Below are 15,956 nucleotides of genomic sequence, written 5' to 3'. Positions count from 1 at the left end.
TTAGCTCTGTTGTTCGCCGGGTGCCTCAGAATCATTTTTAATGAACCTGCCCCCCTTTTTGTTCGACTCCTTTTTTGTTCCGAATGCTCTCAGCGGTGATGCTTGGCCGTGGCGGCGTTGCCATCAGTCAAACCTCGAAAATGCGGGTTATTCCAGGTGCCCCCAGGGCTGGACAGAGGCTGGTTGCCATATACTGCCAAGACTCAAGGGGCGATTAAGTGGATTGTCCCATTGCAACCAAGGAGAGATGCTCAATGAAGTCACGTTACGTCAGGATTGCCATTGCCGGACTGATGCTCGTGTTGGGTGCGGTATCAGTCCAATTGCTTACGCCTTCCACGGCTTACGCACAGTCTTCGAGTACTGCTGCGATGACCAATGCGGATGTCGTCAAGTTGGCCAAGCTGGGTTTCGGCTCGGAGATCATCAAGGAAAAGATCAACGGGGCGTCCACGGTCAATTTCAAGCTGGAAGTCGATGATCTGGTCAAGCTGAAGAACGCCGGTGTTTCGCAGGACGTCATTTCCGCGATGCTCAAGCGTGCCGACGGTGGTGGCGCTTCCACTACTGCCGCTGCTTCCGGCCCGGCCAATTATCCGGGCAGTCCTGCCGATGTCACCCTGGTCACGAAGGATGGCGGCAATGTGCACCTGCGTGGCATATCCGGCACCATGAGCACGACGAACGCCGTTGTCACGGTGCTGATGCATTACAACTATCCGGGTATGGCGGCCGGCGTGCGCACGCACGACACGCGACCCTCGTTCATTGTCAATTCGACGGATCAGCCGAAAGGTCGCATCTACATCGTGTCGCTCGACGTGGACAAGGGAGACCAGGATCGTTCGCTGAAGATTGGCAATGCCCGCTTCTGGGGCGGCATGAAGAATGTAGGCGCTCCGGACAAGGACAACCAGATCGACTACGACGCCGTCTCGATGGGCAACGGCAACCAGTGGAAGCTGACGCCAACCAAGGATCTGAAGCCCGGCGAATACGGCCTCTACAGCGGCGGACTGTTCGACTTCGGCGTCGACCAGTGATGCCGCTGGCTGTTTAAGCGAGTCAGTTTAATTCTGTTTGAAAGGGAGCCGCTTGCGGCTCCCTTTCCGTTCAAGCGCAGGCAATCGCGCGCGGGGGGGGAAATGGGTGGAGGTCGGTCCAAGCCTTCACCTACCGTCGGTAGTGTCTCTGATCCCTTTGCATCGATTACCAGGGTTCAACGCCCTCCGTGCTGGTGAATCCACCCGTCAGGCCATCGTCAGAAATCTGGGCCATCCGAACGGTTTCAGCTGCGCCTTCCTCGATCGACTGGTGGCCACTGTTTCCGTTGAGGTCGGTGGCGGTGTAGCCCGGGTTGACGGCGTTCACCTTGATGCCGGTGTCCTTGAGCTCGGCAGCGAGCAGTACGGTGAACATGTTCAGCGCGGCCTTCGAGGCGTTGTAGCCAGTGAGCTTGACGGCGGCGTACGCCCAGTTCGGGTCGGCATTGAGCGCGATCGAGCCGAGGCCACTGGATACATTGACGATGCGGCCGGCGCGAGATTTCTTCACCAGTGGCAACAGTGCCTGGGTAACAGCGACGGTACCGAAAAAGTTCGTTTCGAACGTGCGCCGCACGACGTCAAGGTCGGTGCTGCCGGGCAGCCCGTCGCCCTGTATCGCGACACCTGCGTTGTTGACCAGGATATCGATGCGGCCCTCATTGGCCTCGATATCGGCAGCGGCGACACTAAGCGATGCGGTATCGGACAGGTCGATGGCGACAAAGCGCACGTTGATGCCTTCGTTCCGCAAGGTTTTCTCGGCCTCCCGGCCGCGCGCTTCGTCGCGGGCACCGAGCAGTATGCGGTGGCCGGCCTTGCCAAGCTGCCGCGCGACTTCCAGGCCGATGCCCTTGTTGGCGCCGGTGACCAGGGCGATACGGCGATCTGCTGTGTTCATGGCGATTCCTTCGGATGGTGAGTGTGGAGGTGTTGCTGTACTGTGATATATGAATCATCCTTCGGCTTTTACATTCGCATATGCCTGTCGTGCCAACAGACGCGCTCAAGCCACGTAAATCGCCACGTCAGACGCGCTCGACGGCAACGGTGACGGCGATTCACGAGGCGACGATTCAGGTTTTACTGTCCGATGGCATCGCCCGGCTTACCACGACACGCGTGGCGCAACGCGCCGGCGTGTCCGTTGGCACGATGTATCAATATTTCCCGCACAAGCAGGCGCTGTTGTATGCCGTGCTGGATCAATATCTGGACGAGGTAGTCGTCGCCATCGAAGAGGCATGCGCACGCTACAAAGGTGCGCGTTTATGCGATATGTCGGACGGCTTGGTCCGCGCATACCTCGATGCGAAGCTGCGTTATCTGCCCGGCTCACTCGCCCTGTATACGGTCGCCGCGGATCTGGACACAGCAAGCCTGATCAGCGATGTGCTGCAGCGGACCGACCGTGCGATCGAGCGTCTGCTGGCCAGTGCGCCGGACGCCGGCTTCGCCGACATCGCCACCGTCACGTTCGCCGTGCGCGCCCTGCTGGTGGGAACCGTGCGAGCCGGCCTGGAAAACGATGCCTCCCCGGCGGCGCTGGTGATGCTACGTACGCAGGTTCCGCTGATGTGCCGGGCGTATCTGGTGGCGGCTTCGCGAGGCGGCGTTGCTTAGCTGAAACTGTGGTCAGAGTGAGCTGACCCGCTCAGCTTCACCTCACCGCCAATTCTCAGTTAGCACATAGAGGACAAACAGAAAGAAAATCGAAAAGACACATCACCAGACAATTTTCTGCACCCTCGTCCTAGGCGACGTCCCACCTACACCGACCATAGCTGCATCACCGCCCTATTCCAGTTTGAACAGTTTGCTCACGATAAACACCAGCTGGCCCCATCATAAGCATTATCAGTTTCAAAGCGCATTTGCCGCATTTGCGTTCGCACCAGCATCGCCCATCGGACGAATGCCACCGGTATTGGCCAAGCGCATCTCCAGGCCCCATCCCCAATGTTGCTGACCGCCGGCGAAGTTATCGTCGATAGCCACGGCCACTTGATTGGCGCCCTTGTGCAGCGGAAGGTCGAACGATCCATTGGTCAGGGAGAGGCGTCCACCCGGCTCTTTGCTCGCGCCCTTGACGCCGTAGAGATTCTTGCTTTGGAACGCCAGCTTGCCGTTGACGAAGATCCAGACTTCTCTGGTCCATCCAATATCTACATGCTTGATCTGATCATGGTCAGTGTTGATCGTGGTCTTCAACCACATGCCGGCGATGGCCTGCCCGGTCTGCGCATCGCCGTACCAGCGCGTTAAATTGATGAGGCCACCCGGATCGGGCGTAATCGGCTTCCACAACGCCGTCTCTTTCGGCATCGACGAATAAACAGGATCGATGCCGGTGTTTTCCTGAAGCGTGGCATCCATCCGACTCGGCATCACGAACGGCGTCGAAGCGAGCCAATGGCGAACAACTCGGAGGTCACTCTTCGCGGGGTCGTTGAAGGCCACCGCAGACAAGCCATCGACGATATGGGGAGCGATGCTTAGGTGTGCGTAGGACGCCGGCCCATGCAGCCGGATCGTACCGTCGGGGAACCCGCCGACCAAGGTTCCGACGGCCAGCGTTGGCGAACGCGCACCGTTGATGAAAACATTCATGCGTGCGCCGGAGAGCACCAGCTTGATGTGGTTCCAACCATCGGGATTGATGGGCGCGTGCGTTTGATACTGCCCATACAAATCCCATTCGAACACATGATGCGCCGTAGGCATGTACTGGATGCATTCCTCCGAGACAGCACAGTCCGCGCTGGGTCGAAAATACAAAGCATCGGCTACGTCATCGTGTTGGCGAAAGGTGATGCCGGTAATTCGACCACCTACAAATTTTGTGTCGAATTCCATCGTGCCATTGCTGAAATTGGTGTTCTTCAGCTCGGCATAACCCTTGTTGACCACAAGGACATCCTGTTTGGTCGGATCGTGTTGAAACGACACATCACCGTTCGTCACCCATTGCGCAGGTGTCATCGGAATAGGGGTAACGTCGAATGCAAGAATGGGTTGTGAGAGCCCCATGATGGAGGCAAAAAATAGCGAGCTTCGTAGCCCATAAAGCGCCGTTGCCCGGCTTATGTACTTGCATACCTTTGACACGTGTTCTTCCTCTCGCCTGACGCAGCATGGAGGAACACTGTATTGGCCACGCGGCGTACGCTTTGCTCAAATGTTCCGAAGCGGATCACTGATGTTTCAAAGCGGTCGCTCGTCTAAACGAAGCGGAGCGAGGATTTGGTCTTGCGGTCTAGTTTCACCCGTCGATGATGTCCACCAAGGGACGCGCGACTGTTCATCACGAACCGACAACAACAGCGGTAAACGTTGGGGACATACTTTCAACTATGAAAAACCAACTTGTGATGCTGCTGCTCAGCCTTGGCGTAACCCTGCCGGCCGCTGCCCGGAATCTTCCTGCGCAGGACTGGCCCACGTTCGGCGGCAACGCGCAGAGCACCAGCGCCAACCCCGAGCCCACCGGCATAACGGCCGCCAACCTCGGACAGCTTGTGCGGCAGCAGGTAACCATTGATGGCACGGTGGATGCCAGCGCCATCTACTTGCATGGCGTCAGCATCCATGGCGCCGCGCATGACGCCATCTTCGTCACCACCACCTACGGCAAGACGCTGGCGCTCGACGCAGTTAACGGCACAGTGTTGTGGACCTACACGCCGGCCAGTTATCAGCAAGTAGCCGGCACACGGCAGATCACCAACACCACGCCGGTGGCCGATCCAGACCGCCAATTCATCTATGCCGCCTCGCCCGACGGTTATGTGCAGAAGCTGACGATCAGCGATGGTCATCCCGTCTGGCGCACCGCCATCACCTTGCTGGCCAAGCGCGAGAAGATGGACTCGCCGCTGAAGTTCTACCAAGGCGATGTGGTTGCCGTGACCGCCGGTTATATCGGCGACAAGCCGCCTTATCAGGGCCACGTCGCCGTTCTCGATGGCGCCTCTGGCAAGCTGCTGCACGTATGGAACTCGCTGTGCAGCGATCGCAGCGGCCTGCTCCAACCGGCGGCCTGCCCGCAGAGTGATTCGGCCATATGGGGTCGCGCCGGCGCGGTGATCGAGCCGGCCAGCGGCAACATCTTTGTCTCCACCGGCAACGCACCGTGGGACGGCAAGACCGCCTGGGGCGATTCGGTGATCGAGCTCAATCCTGACGCCACCGCCATGCTGGGCAACTACACCCCGGCCAATACCGCGGCGCTCAATGCGGATGACGCCGACCTGGGCTCCAGCTCACCGGTGCTGCTCGGCGGCGACCTGATCGCCCAGGGCGGCAAAGATGGCAAAATCCGCCTGCTCAGCCGCAAGGCCATGGCCGGCGTTGCGCCGCACATGGACCACGAGCTGCAGATCGTCTCCACCCCCAGCGGGACCGATCTGTTTTCCCAGCCAGCGACTTGGAGCCACCAAGACCAGACCTGGATCTTCGCCGCCGATAACGGCGGCACGGCGGCATGGACGCTGGAGCACGGCAAGCTGCAGCAACAATGGAAGAACAATACCGGCGGCACCAGCCCGTTCGAAGCCGGCGGCCTGCTGTTCGTCTACGCCCCGGCCGGCGGACTGAATATCTATGACGCGGCATCAGGCAGGCGCCTCACCACCCTGCCCTGCGGCGCCGGCCACTGGAACAGCCCGATCGTGCTACAGGGCCGGATCATCCTGCCCGAAGGCAACGCCAACGCTCACGCTGTCAGCGGTGTGCTGAATATCTGGAGCCTACCCGCCGGGGGTGGCTGAGGCGCGTTACGCGTCTACCAGCGTTGGTCGTGCCGAGCCGGTACGCGGTTACGCACGTCGGAGCTACTTGATGCAGATCAAAGTACAACAGAAACGGGCTCTGACCCGGTTGGCCCGAGCTGTAGTGTCCCGGACACCTTTTCCCCATGACTATTCAGCGTCGGTATGCCGATATCCATGCATTCTCGATGAGCCATCGCTCGTGCGTGCAAAGCATGCCGGGTCCGCGGCAACTCAAAAACCCGAGGCCTCGTCATCATGATTCGCAAACGTGTAATCGCTGTGCTGCTCGCGGCTGGCGTGACTCTCTCCGGCTCGGTGCTGGCGCAGGCTCAGGAAGTTCAGCCCGCTTCCGCCACCGCAGCGGCAGCGGCGCCGAGTGCGACATCCAAAGCCACTGATAAAGCTGCCAGGAACGCTGACAAGGCTGCCAAGAAGGCTGCCAAGCAAGCCGAAAAAGCCAATAAGCAGGCGGCCAAAAAGGCCAGCAAGGCCGCCAAGGCCCAGAGGAAAAAAGATAAAGCAGCGGCGGCAGCGGCTTCACCTCCGCGCGCGAAGTCACACAAGAAAGCCACCACCCCTGCTCCGCCCCCCGCCAGTGCACCAGCCGCTAGTAGCTCTGCGGGCGGGTGAAGTCATCGTTGTCATGGTTGTCAGGGAATCAGTGAACGTTGCATGTGCTATCTCATTCTGAGCCTGAGTTTTTTGCCATCGTTTGGAACGTCCTATTCTCGCCGCAGGCAGCGCGCGGAGCTGTCAATCCAAGCCCTTACTCACCGTCGGTAGTGTCTCTGACACCCTTGTTCCTACGGCGGCCCCGACATGCCACTCACGTCTTTGCCAATCTCAGCAAAAAGCGCGTCTCGCGTGTTTTTGTCAGCCTTCGATCCAGTGAGAAAGGCGGCAACGATGACGGTGTGGCCGTTGGGCCAAGTGATGATGCCGATATCGTTATAAGCGGCCGTTTCGCCGTCCAGCGAATAGGAAGTGCCGCACTTGTCGGCAAAGCGCACGCCAACGGGCAGGCCAGCGCGCAAACGAACCGGCTTCGTCTGGCCATACATCAGATCGAGCAGCCGCTTGCTCGAATCCGCCGAGAGCAGCCGACCCGTCCAAAGCTTTTCAAGAAGCTCGGCTGCTGCGTCCGGCGTCGTTCGATCGCGCGGGTCATTGAGATAGGCGCGATAACCGCGCCGCCGCCGTACCAGCGCCGCTTCATCGGTTTCGTTGGTCGGGATGGTCTGTCCGTTAGCCGTGTCGTCGAAGATGTGGCTGATGTCGCCCTCGCCAAGGTCCACGCGCATACCCTCGATGCCGTGCTTGCGCAAGAAGTCCGTGACCACCTGCGGGCCGCCCAGCAATCGGATCAACGCATCGACGGCGGTGTTGTCGCTTTCGCTCACCGCAGCCGCCAGCAATCGCTCGGCAGTGAAGTGCATCTGCTCACCCGAGAAATGCGCACCGATGGAAGGTACGGCGGTGGCATCCACAACTTGTGCGCGGGTGATCGTTACTTCCTGACTCAAACGAATGCGACCCGCATCTACCTGCGCAAGCACCGCCGCGGCGACCGGCGCTTTGAACACGCTCATCATCGGATAGGCGCGATCGGCGTTGATTCGGATACGCGCACGCGTATCCAGGTCCACAACGGTAATGCCCAGGACACCGGGTTGCGCCTTGTCGGCGAGTTGCGCCAGCGCGTGTTGCAGGCGTGCATCTGGCGCTTCGGCAGCGATGGCAGGCGTGACTAGCGAAAGTGCCAGGCACAGGTTCAACCAGCGGCAGGTGAATAATCTAATGTACTTGCTCATGGATTTCCGAAGATCGGGTGTGCGGCCAGGTCAATATCCCCCCACCTGACCTGACCCCGCAGCTGTAGCAGCCCAATGGACATAGATCATAGGGGATCGGGCTCTAACGCCTCGGCCAATATCGGAGGACATCGCGAGGGCCTGCGTTCTAAACCGGGCAGAGCGGATTTTTGCTATCGCGTCGAGAAAGTGACTCCGAACCAGTTTTAGTGCATTCTTTCGCCGTAAGATTTTACGTATGCCAGGGTTCCGCCCTTCGTCGCCCTATTCGAGCGTTTTTTCCTGACGCCGCATGCAGCGGAAACCCGGTCCCTTGCCTGACGATCTTTCGTACTGTCCGGCCCAGGGAAGCAATCATCAGCAGACAGGGAGTTCAGCTATGGATGCAATCCATTCCAAGAGCGCATTTGTGTATGGAGAGGTCAGACGCGCTCTGCAATCGGGACGCTATACACCTGGGCAGCGGATCGATCCGTCGGGGCTTGCAGCAGAGTTCAACACCAGCCCCACGCCGGTTCGGCTCGCGCTGTATCGACTCGTCGGTGAAGGCCTGATTGCCGATCACGCACGCAGCGGATTGCATGTACCGCTGCTCACCGAAGTCGCGCTGCGCGACCTCTACGACTGGATGGAGCGCCTGTTGTTGATGGCCTGCGATATCGGTGTGGCGCGGACATTTCAGCCAAGCGCCAAGCTGGAGATCGCGTCCGCCGACGACGATCTGGTGAAGCTGACGTGGCAGCTGTTCGATGCGATCGCCCGCGCGACAACTCACTGGTCGCTGCACCATGCCGTGAAACGAGCCAACGACCGACTGGCACCGATACGACGGGCGAAAAAGGGATTGATCGAGCACGCCGACGAAGAGCTTTCGCAGCTGGACCGGCATTGGCGGACACGCGATATCCCCAGTTTGAAGTCTGCACTGCGCGACTATCACGAGCGCCGCAAGCAACTCGTGCCGACCATCGTGGCTTTACTGAACGACCGCATCGATTACCTCCACTAGATCGCACGCTGGCTACGCGCCATCGATCCGCATTGCGTGCGCAACGGCAACATCCGTCGACCGATAAGATGCCCGCGCAGGCGGCATAGCACGACCGCCGTCACACTCCGGGGTTAATCACCGGATGACAACGCAATAATCATTGGCAAATGAAAATTGCCGACACCTACGCTGCGCGCGTCATGGAACTGCCATGATGTGAACGTAGGAGACTGACATGAACACGAACGAGAACATCCGCACCGACACGCCGGAAGACGTCGAGCTCGGCGTCGCCAGCGTCGAGACCCAAGGCGGCCCGCTGATGAACGAGGTGATCGGTGGCTTCACCACCGCGGGCATTTCGCAAGACTAAGTCGTAGGGACGCGTCCAACGGGCGCGTCCCTTTTCTATGGGAATACGGACATGACCCGCTATGTACTGCGTGACGATCTCTCGTACTGCCGTATCGATCAACGACTGGTTTTTCTGGATATCGGCAGCGATCGGTACTTCCAACTTCCCCGCTCGCTGGAGCAAGCCTTGACCGCCTACCTCGATGGGGTCGAATGCGCGCAGTCGGAGATAAACGCATTGGTCGAACGCGCCCTATTGGTCGAACGAACGGATACGGCAATCCGTAGCCGTCCAAACATCGAACCCGCTGCTCGCAGTGCGGTGGAAGCACCGCAGCCGCTGCGGCATCTTCGCGTCGTCGAACTGATGGAGGTCTTTGCCATCGTGCTGCGCACGCGCGTCGCTATGAAGCTCTCTACGCTCAAGCACATACTCGATAGTCTTACCGCCGAAAGACATCTCCAAACAGCGCAAATCGAACCACATGCAGACATGTCGGAGCCGCGCCGCGCCGACGCAGCCGCCGTATTTCGCCGTGCGCGACTCTACGTGCCGATCGAGATGCGCTGCCTGCTCGACGCCATCGCGATGACACGATTTCTGCTTAGACGACGCATCCACGCGCATATCGTCTTCGGCATCGCCCTCGATTCGTTCTCCGCCCACTGCTGGGTGCAGGTGGACGACCTCGTGTTGAACGACACCGTCGGCAATGTCGCCTCGCACACGCCGATACGAGTCGTGTGATGTACCGATACATCGCCTTGCTCGACGGACACGGCCGCAACGGTCGCGATGGCCAAATCGATGAAACGCTTCGCCAGCTCGGCCTTCCGCACCGGCTGACTTTAGGAAACATCGACCTCTATACCGCCGAGGACACGCCCGTTCTCCCTCTGGCATCCGGCGGCGCGCTTATCGGCCACGTCTTCCCGCGCGAGCAAAGCGCTGCATGTGGAACCATGGATCTCGCCAGCCTTCGCTCCCGACACAATCTCGTCGAGTACCTCATCGACCGGTTCTGGGGCGAATACCTGCTGCTGCTTCCGCCGGAACACGATTCGGATGCTGCGACAGCTATGCGCGACCCGTCCGGTGGTGTCGACTGCGTCTACTCGCTGCGCGAGCGCTTCATCACCGCCGACATTTCGATCGCGGCGCGATCGGGCCTTTACCGCAGGGAGATCGACTGGGACTTCATCCGGAACAACGTGGTTTACCCGCACTATAAGGCCGGTGCTACCGGTCTTTCCGGGTTGCGCGAACTGCTACCGGGTTGCGAACTGCATATACACGGAAGCAAATATTCGATAGAACAAGCATGGTCGCCATGGTCCTTCGTCGCTCCACCGCATAGACACCGCGATCGGCGCGAAGCGCAGGCCGACGTTCGGCGTGCCGTGTCGTCCACGGTGAAGCGCTGGGCAGAGACGGATCGATCCCTTCTGCTCGAATTGTCCGGCGGATTGGACTCCTCCATCGTGGCCGCTTGCCTGCGCGATGCGAAAGCGCGCGTGGCGTGCTGCAATCTGGTCACGCCCGTGCCCGGCGCCGACGAGCGGCGGTACGCATCGTCGATGGCGGATCTGCTCGGTGTTGAGCTTCACATCGAAAAACTCGGCTTCGATGAAACGCATCTCGATTTTCAGCCGCCGCCGCACGCGGTCGCGCCCAGCACCTGGTTTCTGCAACACGCAGCCAATGAACTGAACGAGGCGATCGGCACGCCGCTTGGCATCAACAGCTTCTTCTCCGGCGGTGGCGGCGATACCGTCTTCTGCTACACCCGAACCGCGGCACCGGCTGCGGACGCCTTCCGCGAGTGCGGAACGATCGCGGGCATCCATGCCATTCGCGATCTCGCCGAACTCCACCAATGCACGTTCTGGAAAGCCGGAAGGTTGGCTCTGCGGAAACGGCTCGCCTTAGCCAAGCCACCGCGCAAGCCGGATACGTCGTTTCTGTCTGCCGCCTGCGCGCAGGCCACGCTGGAACCCCACCCGTGGTTCGATGCGCCCGACAACGCGCTGTGTGGCGACCGTGAACGCATCGTCGATCTCGCCGGCACCCAGGTCTTCCGGGATGGACTGGCGCGCGGTGCGAAGTGGCAAATGCGCATGCCGCTGCTGTCCCAGCCCGTGATGGAAGCCTGCCTGAAGGTGCCCAGCTGGATGTGGATCGCGGAGGGTCGAAATCGCGCTGTCGCGCGCGACGCGTTTGCGGACATTCTGCCTCCCGACATCCTGCACCGCCGCAGCAAAGGAACCTTCATGAACTACGCCGGCGCGTTCTATCGCCGGAACAAGAGTCGACTCCGGGATTATCTGCTGACGGGTCACCTCGAAGCGCACGGGCTACTCGACTGCAACGCGTTGCGGCAGTTCTTCGACCGCGACCTGGCCGCCAGAGACGACAGGTTCATGCGCATATTCGACCTGTGCGCCATCGAGAACTGGATCCGCCATCAGTCCTGAAGGGCGCATTGCCCACATCACGGAGCGCGCGCCGTCATGCCCACTTTGGGTGTGCCGCACCGAACGCATCACACGGCCGATGATCGATGATCACCTCGCCAACCAGCATGATCAGTCGTATGTCGCCGCTGACCGGCAGCAGCCGACCCACAACGGACATTTCAGCGATCAGTCTCTACGTTTAGCACGTTGCCGACGCTATGCGCGTTCTGGCGCGGAGGCGACGACGTGCCAGCATCACGGTACATCACGGTTGGTTACAACCAAAGCAAAGCATTCATCCAATTGGTTTCACGCAGCGCAGCTATGTATTTATCTTGCTGGAACGGGCGCTTCTACAGCACCCTATGGGCATGCCCGCTAACAGTCAACTGAAGCTTTCATCGAGTCAGCCAGACTTGGAGTTGATTGAGCGGCTGTCCGCTATACAAGCGATTTGCCTAGGCGTAGTGGCGATCATCGCTGCAACGATATTCTGTGGCTGGCTGGTCAGGGGCTTAGGCGCGTGGTTGCCGGATGGCTGGTCTTTGATGAAGGTGAATACGGCATCTTGCATGCTCTTGGGATGTGGGAGCCTCGCCCTGTCTCGCACTAAACGAAGCGAGTGGCAATTGTGGCTTAGTCGTGTACTCGCGATAGTGTTGGTGGTCTTAGCTGGCTCAGCCCTTTTCGAGCATGTGACTGGACGAATCACGGGTCTGGACACGTTACTTGCATCAGATGCAGCGTCAGATATGCCTGGCCGCATGTCACTGCAAACGGCGGCGTATCTCTCGCTACTTGGCCTGTCGTTGGTCTTTGCTCGCGCACGCAAGAGTGCGTTGTCTACTGTCGTTGATGCCCTGACTATGGGGTTTGTGGCCTTAACATTGGTCATCCTCGCTGGCTATTGCTTCGGCGCAGCGCGGTTATTCGGTCAGTCAACACACACGCTTACATCACCGCAGACGCTGCTGTCCATGGTCATGCTGGCCTTCGTAGCGGTCGGGCGTCGTGCTGAGTACGGCTACTTTTCTGTATTTGTTGGTATGGGAATCGGTAGCCGGATCGCTCGGGCTGTATTGCTTTTTGCGCTTCTGCTTCCGTTTCTGTTGGTGCTCGGTGGTGCGTACACAACCTTGGTAGGATGGCTCTCTGAGCCCTATGCTGCGGCCCTCATCGCAGCTGTTACTTCGATAGTTCTGTTTGCGACGGTGGCGGTGATGGCCTGGCGCATCAATGATTTGGAGCGCGATCTTCGTGAGATGTCGCTCACCGACGAGCTTACCGGCGTTCTTAACCAACGTGGATTCAGCCTGCTCGGCGAGCAAGCGCTCCGCGAGTCGCGACGGTCCCGCAGTGCACTGACGGTGCTGTTCTTCGATCTGGACGGCCTGAAACACGTCAATGATAGCTTGGGGCATGATGTTGGCTCGCAGTTTGTTCGAGATGTGGCGGCACTTCTTAGCGCGAATTTTCGTGGGGCCGACATCGTGGCGCGAGTCGGCGGCGATGAATTTGCAGTGATCACGGCGAGTGATAGTGCAAGCACGCAAATTGCGTTGGCGCGTATTTTCGAAGCTGCTGAGACCATCAATTCCTCTGGTGAAGGTAAGCGATATTTGATCAGTTTCAGTGTTGGCGAAGCGAGCAGCGACGTGTTCGGTAGTGAGTCTTTCGCTGAGCTTGTCGCGCGCGCTGACGCGATGATGTATGAGCAAAAGCACGCGAAGAAGATCAGTACAAAACGCTAAGAGGCCGTCGCCGCAGCGAAGCCGACCCAGCAAGTTGGGAATGTCCGCTATCGACGAAGCGGACGTGACCATATAGATGGCTACTCTGCTACTTCGCTAACGCGTGCGTGCCGTGACCTCCGGGAGCGTGTCTTTGGCGGCAGATCAAACGGCGGCGATAAAAGGACGCGTCCCAGCGATTACCTACAGCAACCGTTGGAACGGAGGCCGATCAAGCGCGCTGACCACCAGAAGCCGTGATCCGTTCGCCGGTCACCCAGGCCGAATCATCGGATGCCAGGAACAGCGCCACGCGAGCGATGTCTTCCGGCGTGCCCGGCCGACCGAACGGGATCGTTGCAACGACGGCTTCGACGACCTCCTGCGGCCAACCCAGAGCCGCAATGCCTTCGGTGATGGTGGCCCCCGGCGCGATGCTGTTGACGCGGATCTTCTTCGGCGCCAGTTCGACCGAGGTCACGCGCGTGACGGAGTCGACAGCGCTCTTGGATGCCGCGTAGATCACCGAGTTGGGCATGTAGCCGACGCTGGCGATGGAACTGATATTGATGATGCTGCCGCCGTTCGGGCCGAAGTACTTCGCCGCCTCTTGTGTCGCGGTGATTAAGCCGAGCACGTTCGTGCTGAACTCACGGTGGAATTCCTGCTCTGTAGAGTCCTGAAGGGGGGCGAAGGCGAAGACGCCCGCGTTGTTCACCAGGATGTCGAGTGCGCCAAAAGCGTGCTTCGACTCTTCAAACAGTCGCTGGATATCGGCGGTCTTCGAGAAGTCGGCGTGGATGGCCACAGCCTTGCCACCGGAACTCTTGATCTCGGCAACCAGGGCATTCGCTGCTTCCTTGCTGGTCGAGTAGTTCACGACGACCGAGGCGCCGGACTTGGCGAATAGCTTTGCGATTCCAGCACCGATGCCTTTGGATGCGCCTGTAACAATGGCGACTTTGCCAGTAAGTGAAGTCATGGATTTGTGTCCTGAATTGACGGCGCCGCAGTGGCGTCTGGATGGACTGTCGTCGATCGATGGACGCGTGAGTAGCTGCGTCGACAACTAAGACTTATTCGTCAAATGAATGGCTCCCCGCTCTCAAACTGAGCGAACATGTCAAACATTGGGCCGTCGATAGAGGGACGAATCGTCCACATCGGAGCAAGCCCTACGACCACGGATGCGCAGAGCCGTGACCTTCACTTCAAGAGAAGCATTCCATGACCAAATTTGCCCTGTTTGTCCGCCTCGAAGCCAAGCCAGGCCAAGAGGCCGCCGTCGCCGCCTTCCTGGCCAGCGCGCTGCCGCTCGCCAATGCCGAGTTGGGCACCGTCGCTTGGTTTGCGTTGCAGTTTGGCCCTTCGACGTTTGGCGTTTTCGACGCCTTTGCGGACGAGGAAGGTCGTCAAGCCCACCTGCGAGGCCCGATCGCGGCTGCATTGATGGCCAACGCAGCTGCCTTGCTCAGCACCCCACCGAACATTGAGAAGATCGATCTGCTCGCGGCGAAATTGCCTGGCTGACAGACCGACGGCGAGCCGCGTCGATGCGAACATTCAACCGATGCATGGACGCATTCGCGGCATGCTTCGATCGAGGCGCCACAGGTGCGCGGCGTAAGCTCCAAGCCTAGCGACCAAGCTCCGCGATCAGATACTCGACCAGCGCGCGTGCCGAGGGCTTAGGTCGTCGGCCTGGGGTGAACAGGCCGTGGGCTTCGACCTCACCGATCTTCCAGTCGGGAAGCAGCCGAATCAGCGCGCCGCTGGCGAGTTCGGCGCGACAGCCCCACAGAGATGTATTCACGACGCCGATTCCCGCGACAGCGGCGGCTACTGCGGCCTCGTTGTAGGAAACAGTCAGGCGACAATTGATGCGGGTCGATACGCTTTGACCATCCTTCTGAAAGGACCATGTTCCGGAGCTCGTCCCGGCAGGCCCGACGATAGCCGTATGGACGGCCAAGTTTTCGGGCGCCTCGGGCGTGCCCTTCTCCTCTAGATAACGCGGCGACGCCGCAATTAACCGCTGCGTCCGACCGATGACGCGTGCGGTGGCACTCGAATCGTCCAAGTCACCGAGTCGAAGTGCGACATCGGCACCTTCCTTGATGGTGTCTTGCCGTTGATCGCTCATCAATAAGCTGACGTTTAGCGAAGGATGGCGCGCAAGAAAGCCCGGCATCAGGGGGATGATTTCGCGCACGCCAAAGCTTGCAGGCATGGCAACACGTAATGACCCGCGAAGTTCCTGCGATCCACGAGCAGTGTGATCAGCTTCTTCAAGCGACGACAGGATCGCTTCGACACGAGTCAGGTAGTCGTTGCCCACGTCAGTCAGCGCGACAGCGCGCGTCGTGCGGGTAACCAAGGCCGCGCCAACGTCTTCCTCCAACGCCGCAATGATCCGCGATACTGACGGCTGTGAAAGGTCAAGTTCTCGCGCCGCAGCAGAGAAGCTTCCCGTGCGCGCAACGCGCACGAAAAGTCGGAGCGCCAGCAGCTTGTCGTTCATTCACGAAGTGTGTCTTAGACCGAGCGGCGGCAGCAAGTGGGCCGCACAGTAAATGGACAGGCCCATTCCTGGCTCCTCATCTGTCTGGGATGAGGCTGTGCAGCTCGATAACGCGAACTACGACGGAGGCGAGAGGTCGTTTGGGGTAAACGATATCCATAGAGTGTAAGGTCCGCTTTCGACCGAGGCTGTGTGAAAACAACTAGCCACATGGTGTCGCTATCCTAACCTGACTTGGTGAGTGGATTCGGGCATGAAGCGATTCGTCGAAGGTGTT

General features: G+C 59.6%; 16 protein-coding genes. 10 read left to right on the top strand and 6 right to left on the bottom strand.

Annotated elements, in window-relative coordinates; translation table 11 throughout:
• Positions 1-254: 254 nt before the first annotated feature.
• The gene (locus HDE80_RS00075) at positions 255-1,043 is read left to right on the top strand and encodes a hypothetical protein (RefSeq protein ID WP_184666731.1); all 789 of its coding nucleotides are present in this window, start codon (positions 255-257) and stop codon (positions 1,041-1,043) included.
• Between the two features lie 166 nt (positions 1,044-1,209).
• On the opposite strand, the gene HDE80_RS00070 is transcribed toward HDE80_RS00075, so the two are convergent.
• Positions 1,210-1,944 (bottom strand): SDR family oxidoreductase, encoded by a 735-nt coding sequence (locus HDE80_RS00070; protein ID WP_184666729.1) that lies wholly within the window; start codon positions 1,942-1,944, stop codon positions 1,210-1,212.
• Positions 1,945-2,024: 80 nt separating this feature from the next.
• Here HDE80_RS00070 and HDE80_RS00065 point away from each other — a divergent pair, with 80 nt between their 5' ends.
• On the top strand, positions 2,025-2,666 hold the full coding sequence (locus HDE80_RS00065; protein WP_184666727.1) for a TetR/AcrR family transcriptional regulator: 642 nt from the start codon (positions 2,025-2,027) through the stop codon (positions 2,664-2,666).
• A gap of 240 nt (positions 2,667-2,906) precedes the next feature.
• Here HDE80_RS00065 and HDE80_RS00060 read toward each other — a convergent pair whose 3' ends face one another.
• Entirely contained in the window at positions 2,907-3,992 is a 1,086-nt protein-coding gene (locus HDE80_RS00060) for a hypothetical protein (protein WP_184666725.1), read from the bottom strand.
• Positions 3,993-4,396: 404 nt separating this feature from the next.
• Between HDE80_RS00060 and HDE80_RS00055 the strand changes: the two genes are divergently transcribed.
• Together HDE80_RS00055 and HDE80_RS00050 are read left to right on the top strand one after the other, a co-directional pair.
• A complete protein-coding gene (locus HDE80_RS00055) occupies positions 4,397-5,812 on the top strand; it encodes a PQQ-binding-like beta-propeller repeat protein (protein WP_184666723.1) in 1,416 nt (471 codons plus the stop codon).
• Between the two features lie 258 nt (positions 5,813-6,070).
• The gene (locus HDE80_RS00050) at positions 6,071-6,445 is read left to right on the top strand and encodes a histone (protein ID WP_184666721.1); all 375 of its coding nucleotides are present in this window, start codon (positions 6,071-6,073) and stop codon (positions 6,443-6,445) included.
• Between the two features lie 173 nt (positions 6,446-6,618).
• On the opposite strand, the gene bla is transcribed toward HDE80_RS00050, so the two are convergent.
• Entirely contained in the window at positions 6,619-7,626 is a 1,008-nt protein-coding gene (bla, locus tag HDE80_RS00045; protein ID WP_184666719.1) for a class A beta-lactamase, read from the bottom strand.
• Positions 7,627-8,005: 379 nt separating this feature from the next.
• On the opposite strand from bla, the gene HDE80_RS00040 reads away from it, so the two are divergent.
• From HDE80_RS00040 to HDE80_RS00025, 4 genes are all read left to right on the top strand, one after another.
• Positions 8,006-8,635: a GntR family transcriptional regulator gene (locus HDE80_RS00040; protein ID WP_184666717.1), complete on the top strand. Its 630-nt coding sequence runs from the start codon at positions 8,006-8,008 to the stop codon at positions 8,633-8,635.
• Between the two features lie 217 nt (positions 8,636-8,852).
• Positions 8,853-8,990 (top strand): benenodin family lasso peptide, encoded by a 138-nt coding sequence (locus tag HDE80_RS00035; RefSeq protein ID WP_184666715.1) that lies wholly within the window; start codon positions 8,853-8,855, stop codon positions 8,988-8,990.
• A gap of 51 nt (positions 8,991-9,041) precedes the next feature.
• Positions 9,042-9,719 carry a lasso peptide biosynthesis B2 protein gene (locus HDE80_RS00030; RefSeq protein WP_184666713.1) on the top strand — a complete coding sequence of 226 codons (678 nt, stop codon included), beginning with the start codon at positions 9,042-9,044 and terminating at the stop codon, positions 9,717-9,719.
• Positions 9,719-11,446, top strand: a complete 1,728-nt coding sequence (locus HDE80_RS00025; RefSeq protein ID WP_184666711.1) for a lasso peptide isopeptide bond-forming cyclase — start codon at positions 9,719-9,721, stop codon at positions 11,444-11,446. Before HDE80_RS00030 ends, HDE80_RS00025 begins: the two co-directional genes overlap by 1 nt.
• A 34-nt stretch (positions 11,447-11,480) precedes the next feature.
• Here HDE80_RS00025 and HDE80_RS22075 read toward each other — a convergent pair whose 3' ends face one another.
• The gene (locus HDE80_RS22075) at positions 11,481-11,606 is read right to left on the bottom strand and encodes a hypothetical protein (RefSeq protein ID WP_255483501.1); all 126 of its coding nucleotides are present in this window, start codon (positions 11,604-11,606) and stop codon (positions 11,481-11,483) included.
• Between the two features lie 40 nt (positions 11,607-11,646).
• On the opposite strand from HDE80_RS22075, the gene HDE80_RS00020 reads away from it, so the two are divergent.
• A complete protein-coding gene (locus HDE80_RS00020; RefSeq protein WP_184666709.1) occupies positions 11,647-13,179 on the top strand; it encodes a GGDEF domain-containing protein in 1,533 nt (510 codons plus the stop codon).
• Between the two features lie 211 nt (positions 13,180-13,390).
• Here HDE80_RS00020 and HDE80_RS00015 read toward each other — a convergent pair whose 3' ends face one another.
• The gene (locus tag HDE80_RS00015) at positions 13,391-14,140 is read right to left on the bottom strand and encodes a glucose 1-dehydrogenase (protein ID WP_184666707.1); all 750 of its coding nucleotides are present in this window, start codon (positions 14,138-14,140) and stop codon (positions 13,391-13,393) included.
• Positions 14,141-14,385: 245 nt separating this feature from the next.
• Here HDE80_RS00015 and HDE80_RS00010 point away from each other — a divergent pair, with 245 nt between their 5' ends.
• Complete coding sequence (locus HDE80_RS00010) at positions 14,386-14,688, top strand: antibiotic biosynthesis monooxygenase (RefSeq protein ID WP_184605139.1); 303 nt, start codon at positions 14,386-14,388, stop codon at positions 14,686-14,688.
• Between the two features lie 106 nt (positions 14,689-14,794).
• Here the strand turns inward: HDE80_RS00010 and HDE80_RS00005 are convergent, their stop codons facing one another.
• Complete coding sequence (locus tag HDE80_RS00005) at positions 14,795-15,679, bottom strand: LysR family transcriptional regulator (RefSeq protein ID WP_184666705.1); 885 nt, start codon at positions 15,677-15,679, stop codon at positions 14,795-14,797.
• Positions 15,680-15,956 lie beyond the last annotated feature (277 nt).

This window comes from Rhodanobacter sp. A1T4 (assembly GCF_014207185.1).
GTDB lineage: Bacteria > Pseudomonadota > Gammaproteobacteria > Xanthomonadales > Rhodanobacteraceae > Rhodanobacter.
Note: the sequence above shows the minus strand (reverse complement) of the source record. Positions and strands in the feature narration are given on the sequence as shown.

Excerpts from the sequence above, each read along its gene's own strand:
- HDE80_RS00075 (WP_184666731.1), top strand. The coding sequence starts at position 255 with ATGAAGTCACGTTACGTCAGGATTGCCATTGCCGGACTGATGCTCGTG.
- HDE80_RS00070 (WP_184666729.1), bottom strand. The coding sequence starts at position 1,944 with ATGAACACAGCAGATCGCCGTATCGCCCTGGTCACCGGCGCCAACAAG.
- HDE80_RS00065 (WP_184666727.1), top strand. The coding sequence starts at position 2,025 with ATGCCTGTCGTGCCAACAGACGCGCTCAAGCCACGTAAATCGCCACGT.
- HDE80_RS00055 (WP_184666723.1), top strand. The coding sequence starts at position 4,397 with ATGAAAAACCAACTTGTGATGCTGCTGCTCAGCCTTGGCGTAACCCTG.
- HDE80_RS00050 (WP_184666721.1), top strand. The coding sequence starts at position 6,071 with ATGATTCGCAAACGTGTAATCGCTGTGCTGCTCGCGGCTGGCGTGACT.
- bla (WP_184666719.1), bottom strand. The coding sequence starts at position 7,626 with ATGAGCAAGTACATTAGATTATTCACCTGCCGCTGGTTGAACCTGTGC.
- HDE80_RS00040 (WP_184666717.1), top strand. The coding sequence starts at position 8,006 with ATGGATGCAATCCATTCCAAGAGCGCATTTGTGTATGGAGAGGTCAGA.
- HDE80_RS00035 (WP_184666715.1), top strand. The coding sequence starts at position 8,853 with ATGAACACGAACGAGAACATCCGCACCGACACGCCGGAAGACGTCGAG.
- HDE80_RS00030 (WP_184666713.1), top strand. The coding sequence starts at position 9,042 with ATGACCCGCTATGTACTGCGTGACGATCTCTCGTACTGCCGTATCGAT.
- HDE80_RS00025 (WP_184666711.1), top strand. The coding sequence starts at position 9,719 with ATGTACCGATACATCGCCTTGCTCGACGGACACGGCCGCAACGGTCGC.
- HDE80_RS22075 (WP_255483501.1), bottom strand. The coding sequence starts at position 11,606 with ATGTCCGTTGTGGGTCGGCTGCTGCCGGTCAGCGGCGACATACGACTG.
- HDE80_RS00020 (WP_184666709.1), top strand. The coding sequence starts at position 11,647 with ATGCGCGTTCTGGCGCGGAGGCGACGACGTGCCAGCATCACGGTACAT.
- HDE80_RS00015 (WP_184666707.1), bottom strand. The coding sequence starts at position 14,140 with ATGACTTCACTTACTGGCAAAGTCGCCATTGTTACAGGCGCATCCAAA.
- HDE80_RS00010 (WP_184605139.1), top strand. The coding sequence starts at position 14,386 with ATGACCAAATTTGCCCTGTTTGTCCGCCTCGAAGCCAAGCCAGGCCAA.
- HDE80_RS00005 (WP_184666705.1), bottom strand. The coding sequence starts at position 15,679 with ATGAACGACAAGCTGCTGGCGCTCCGACTTTTCGTGCGCGTTGCGCGC.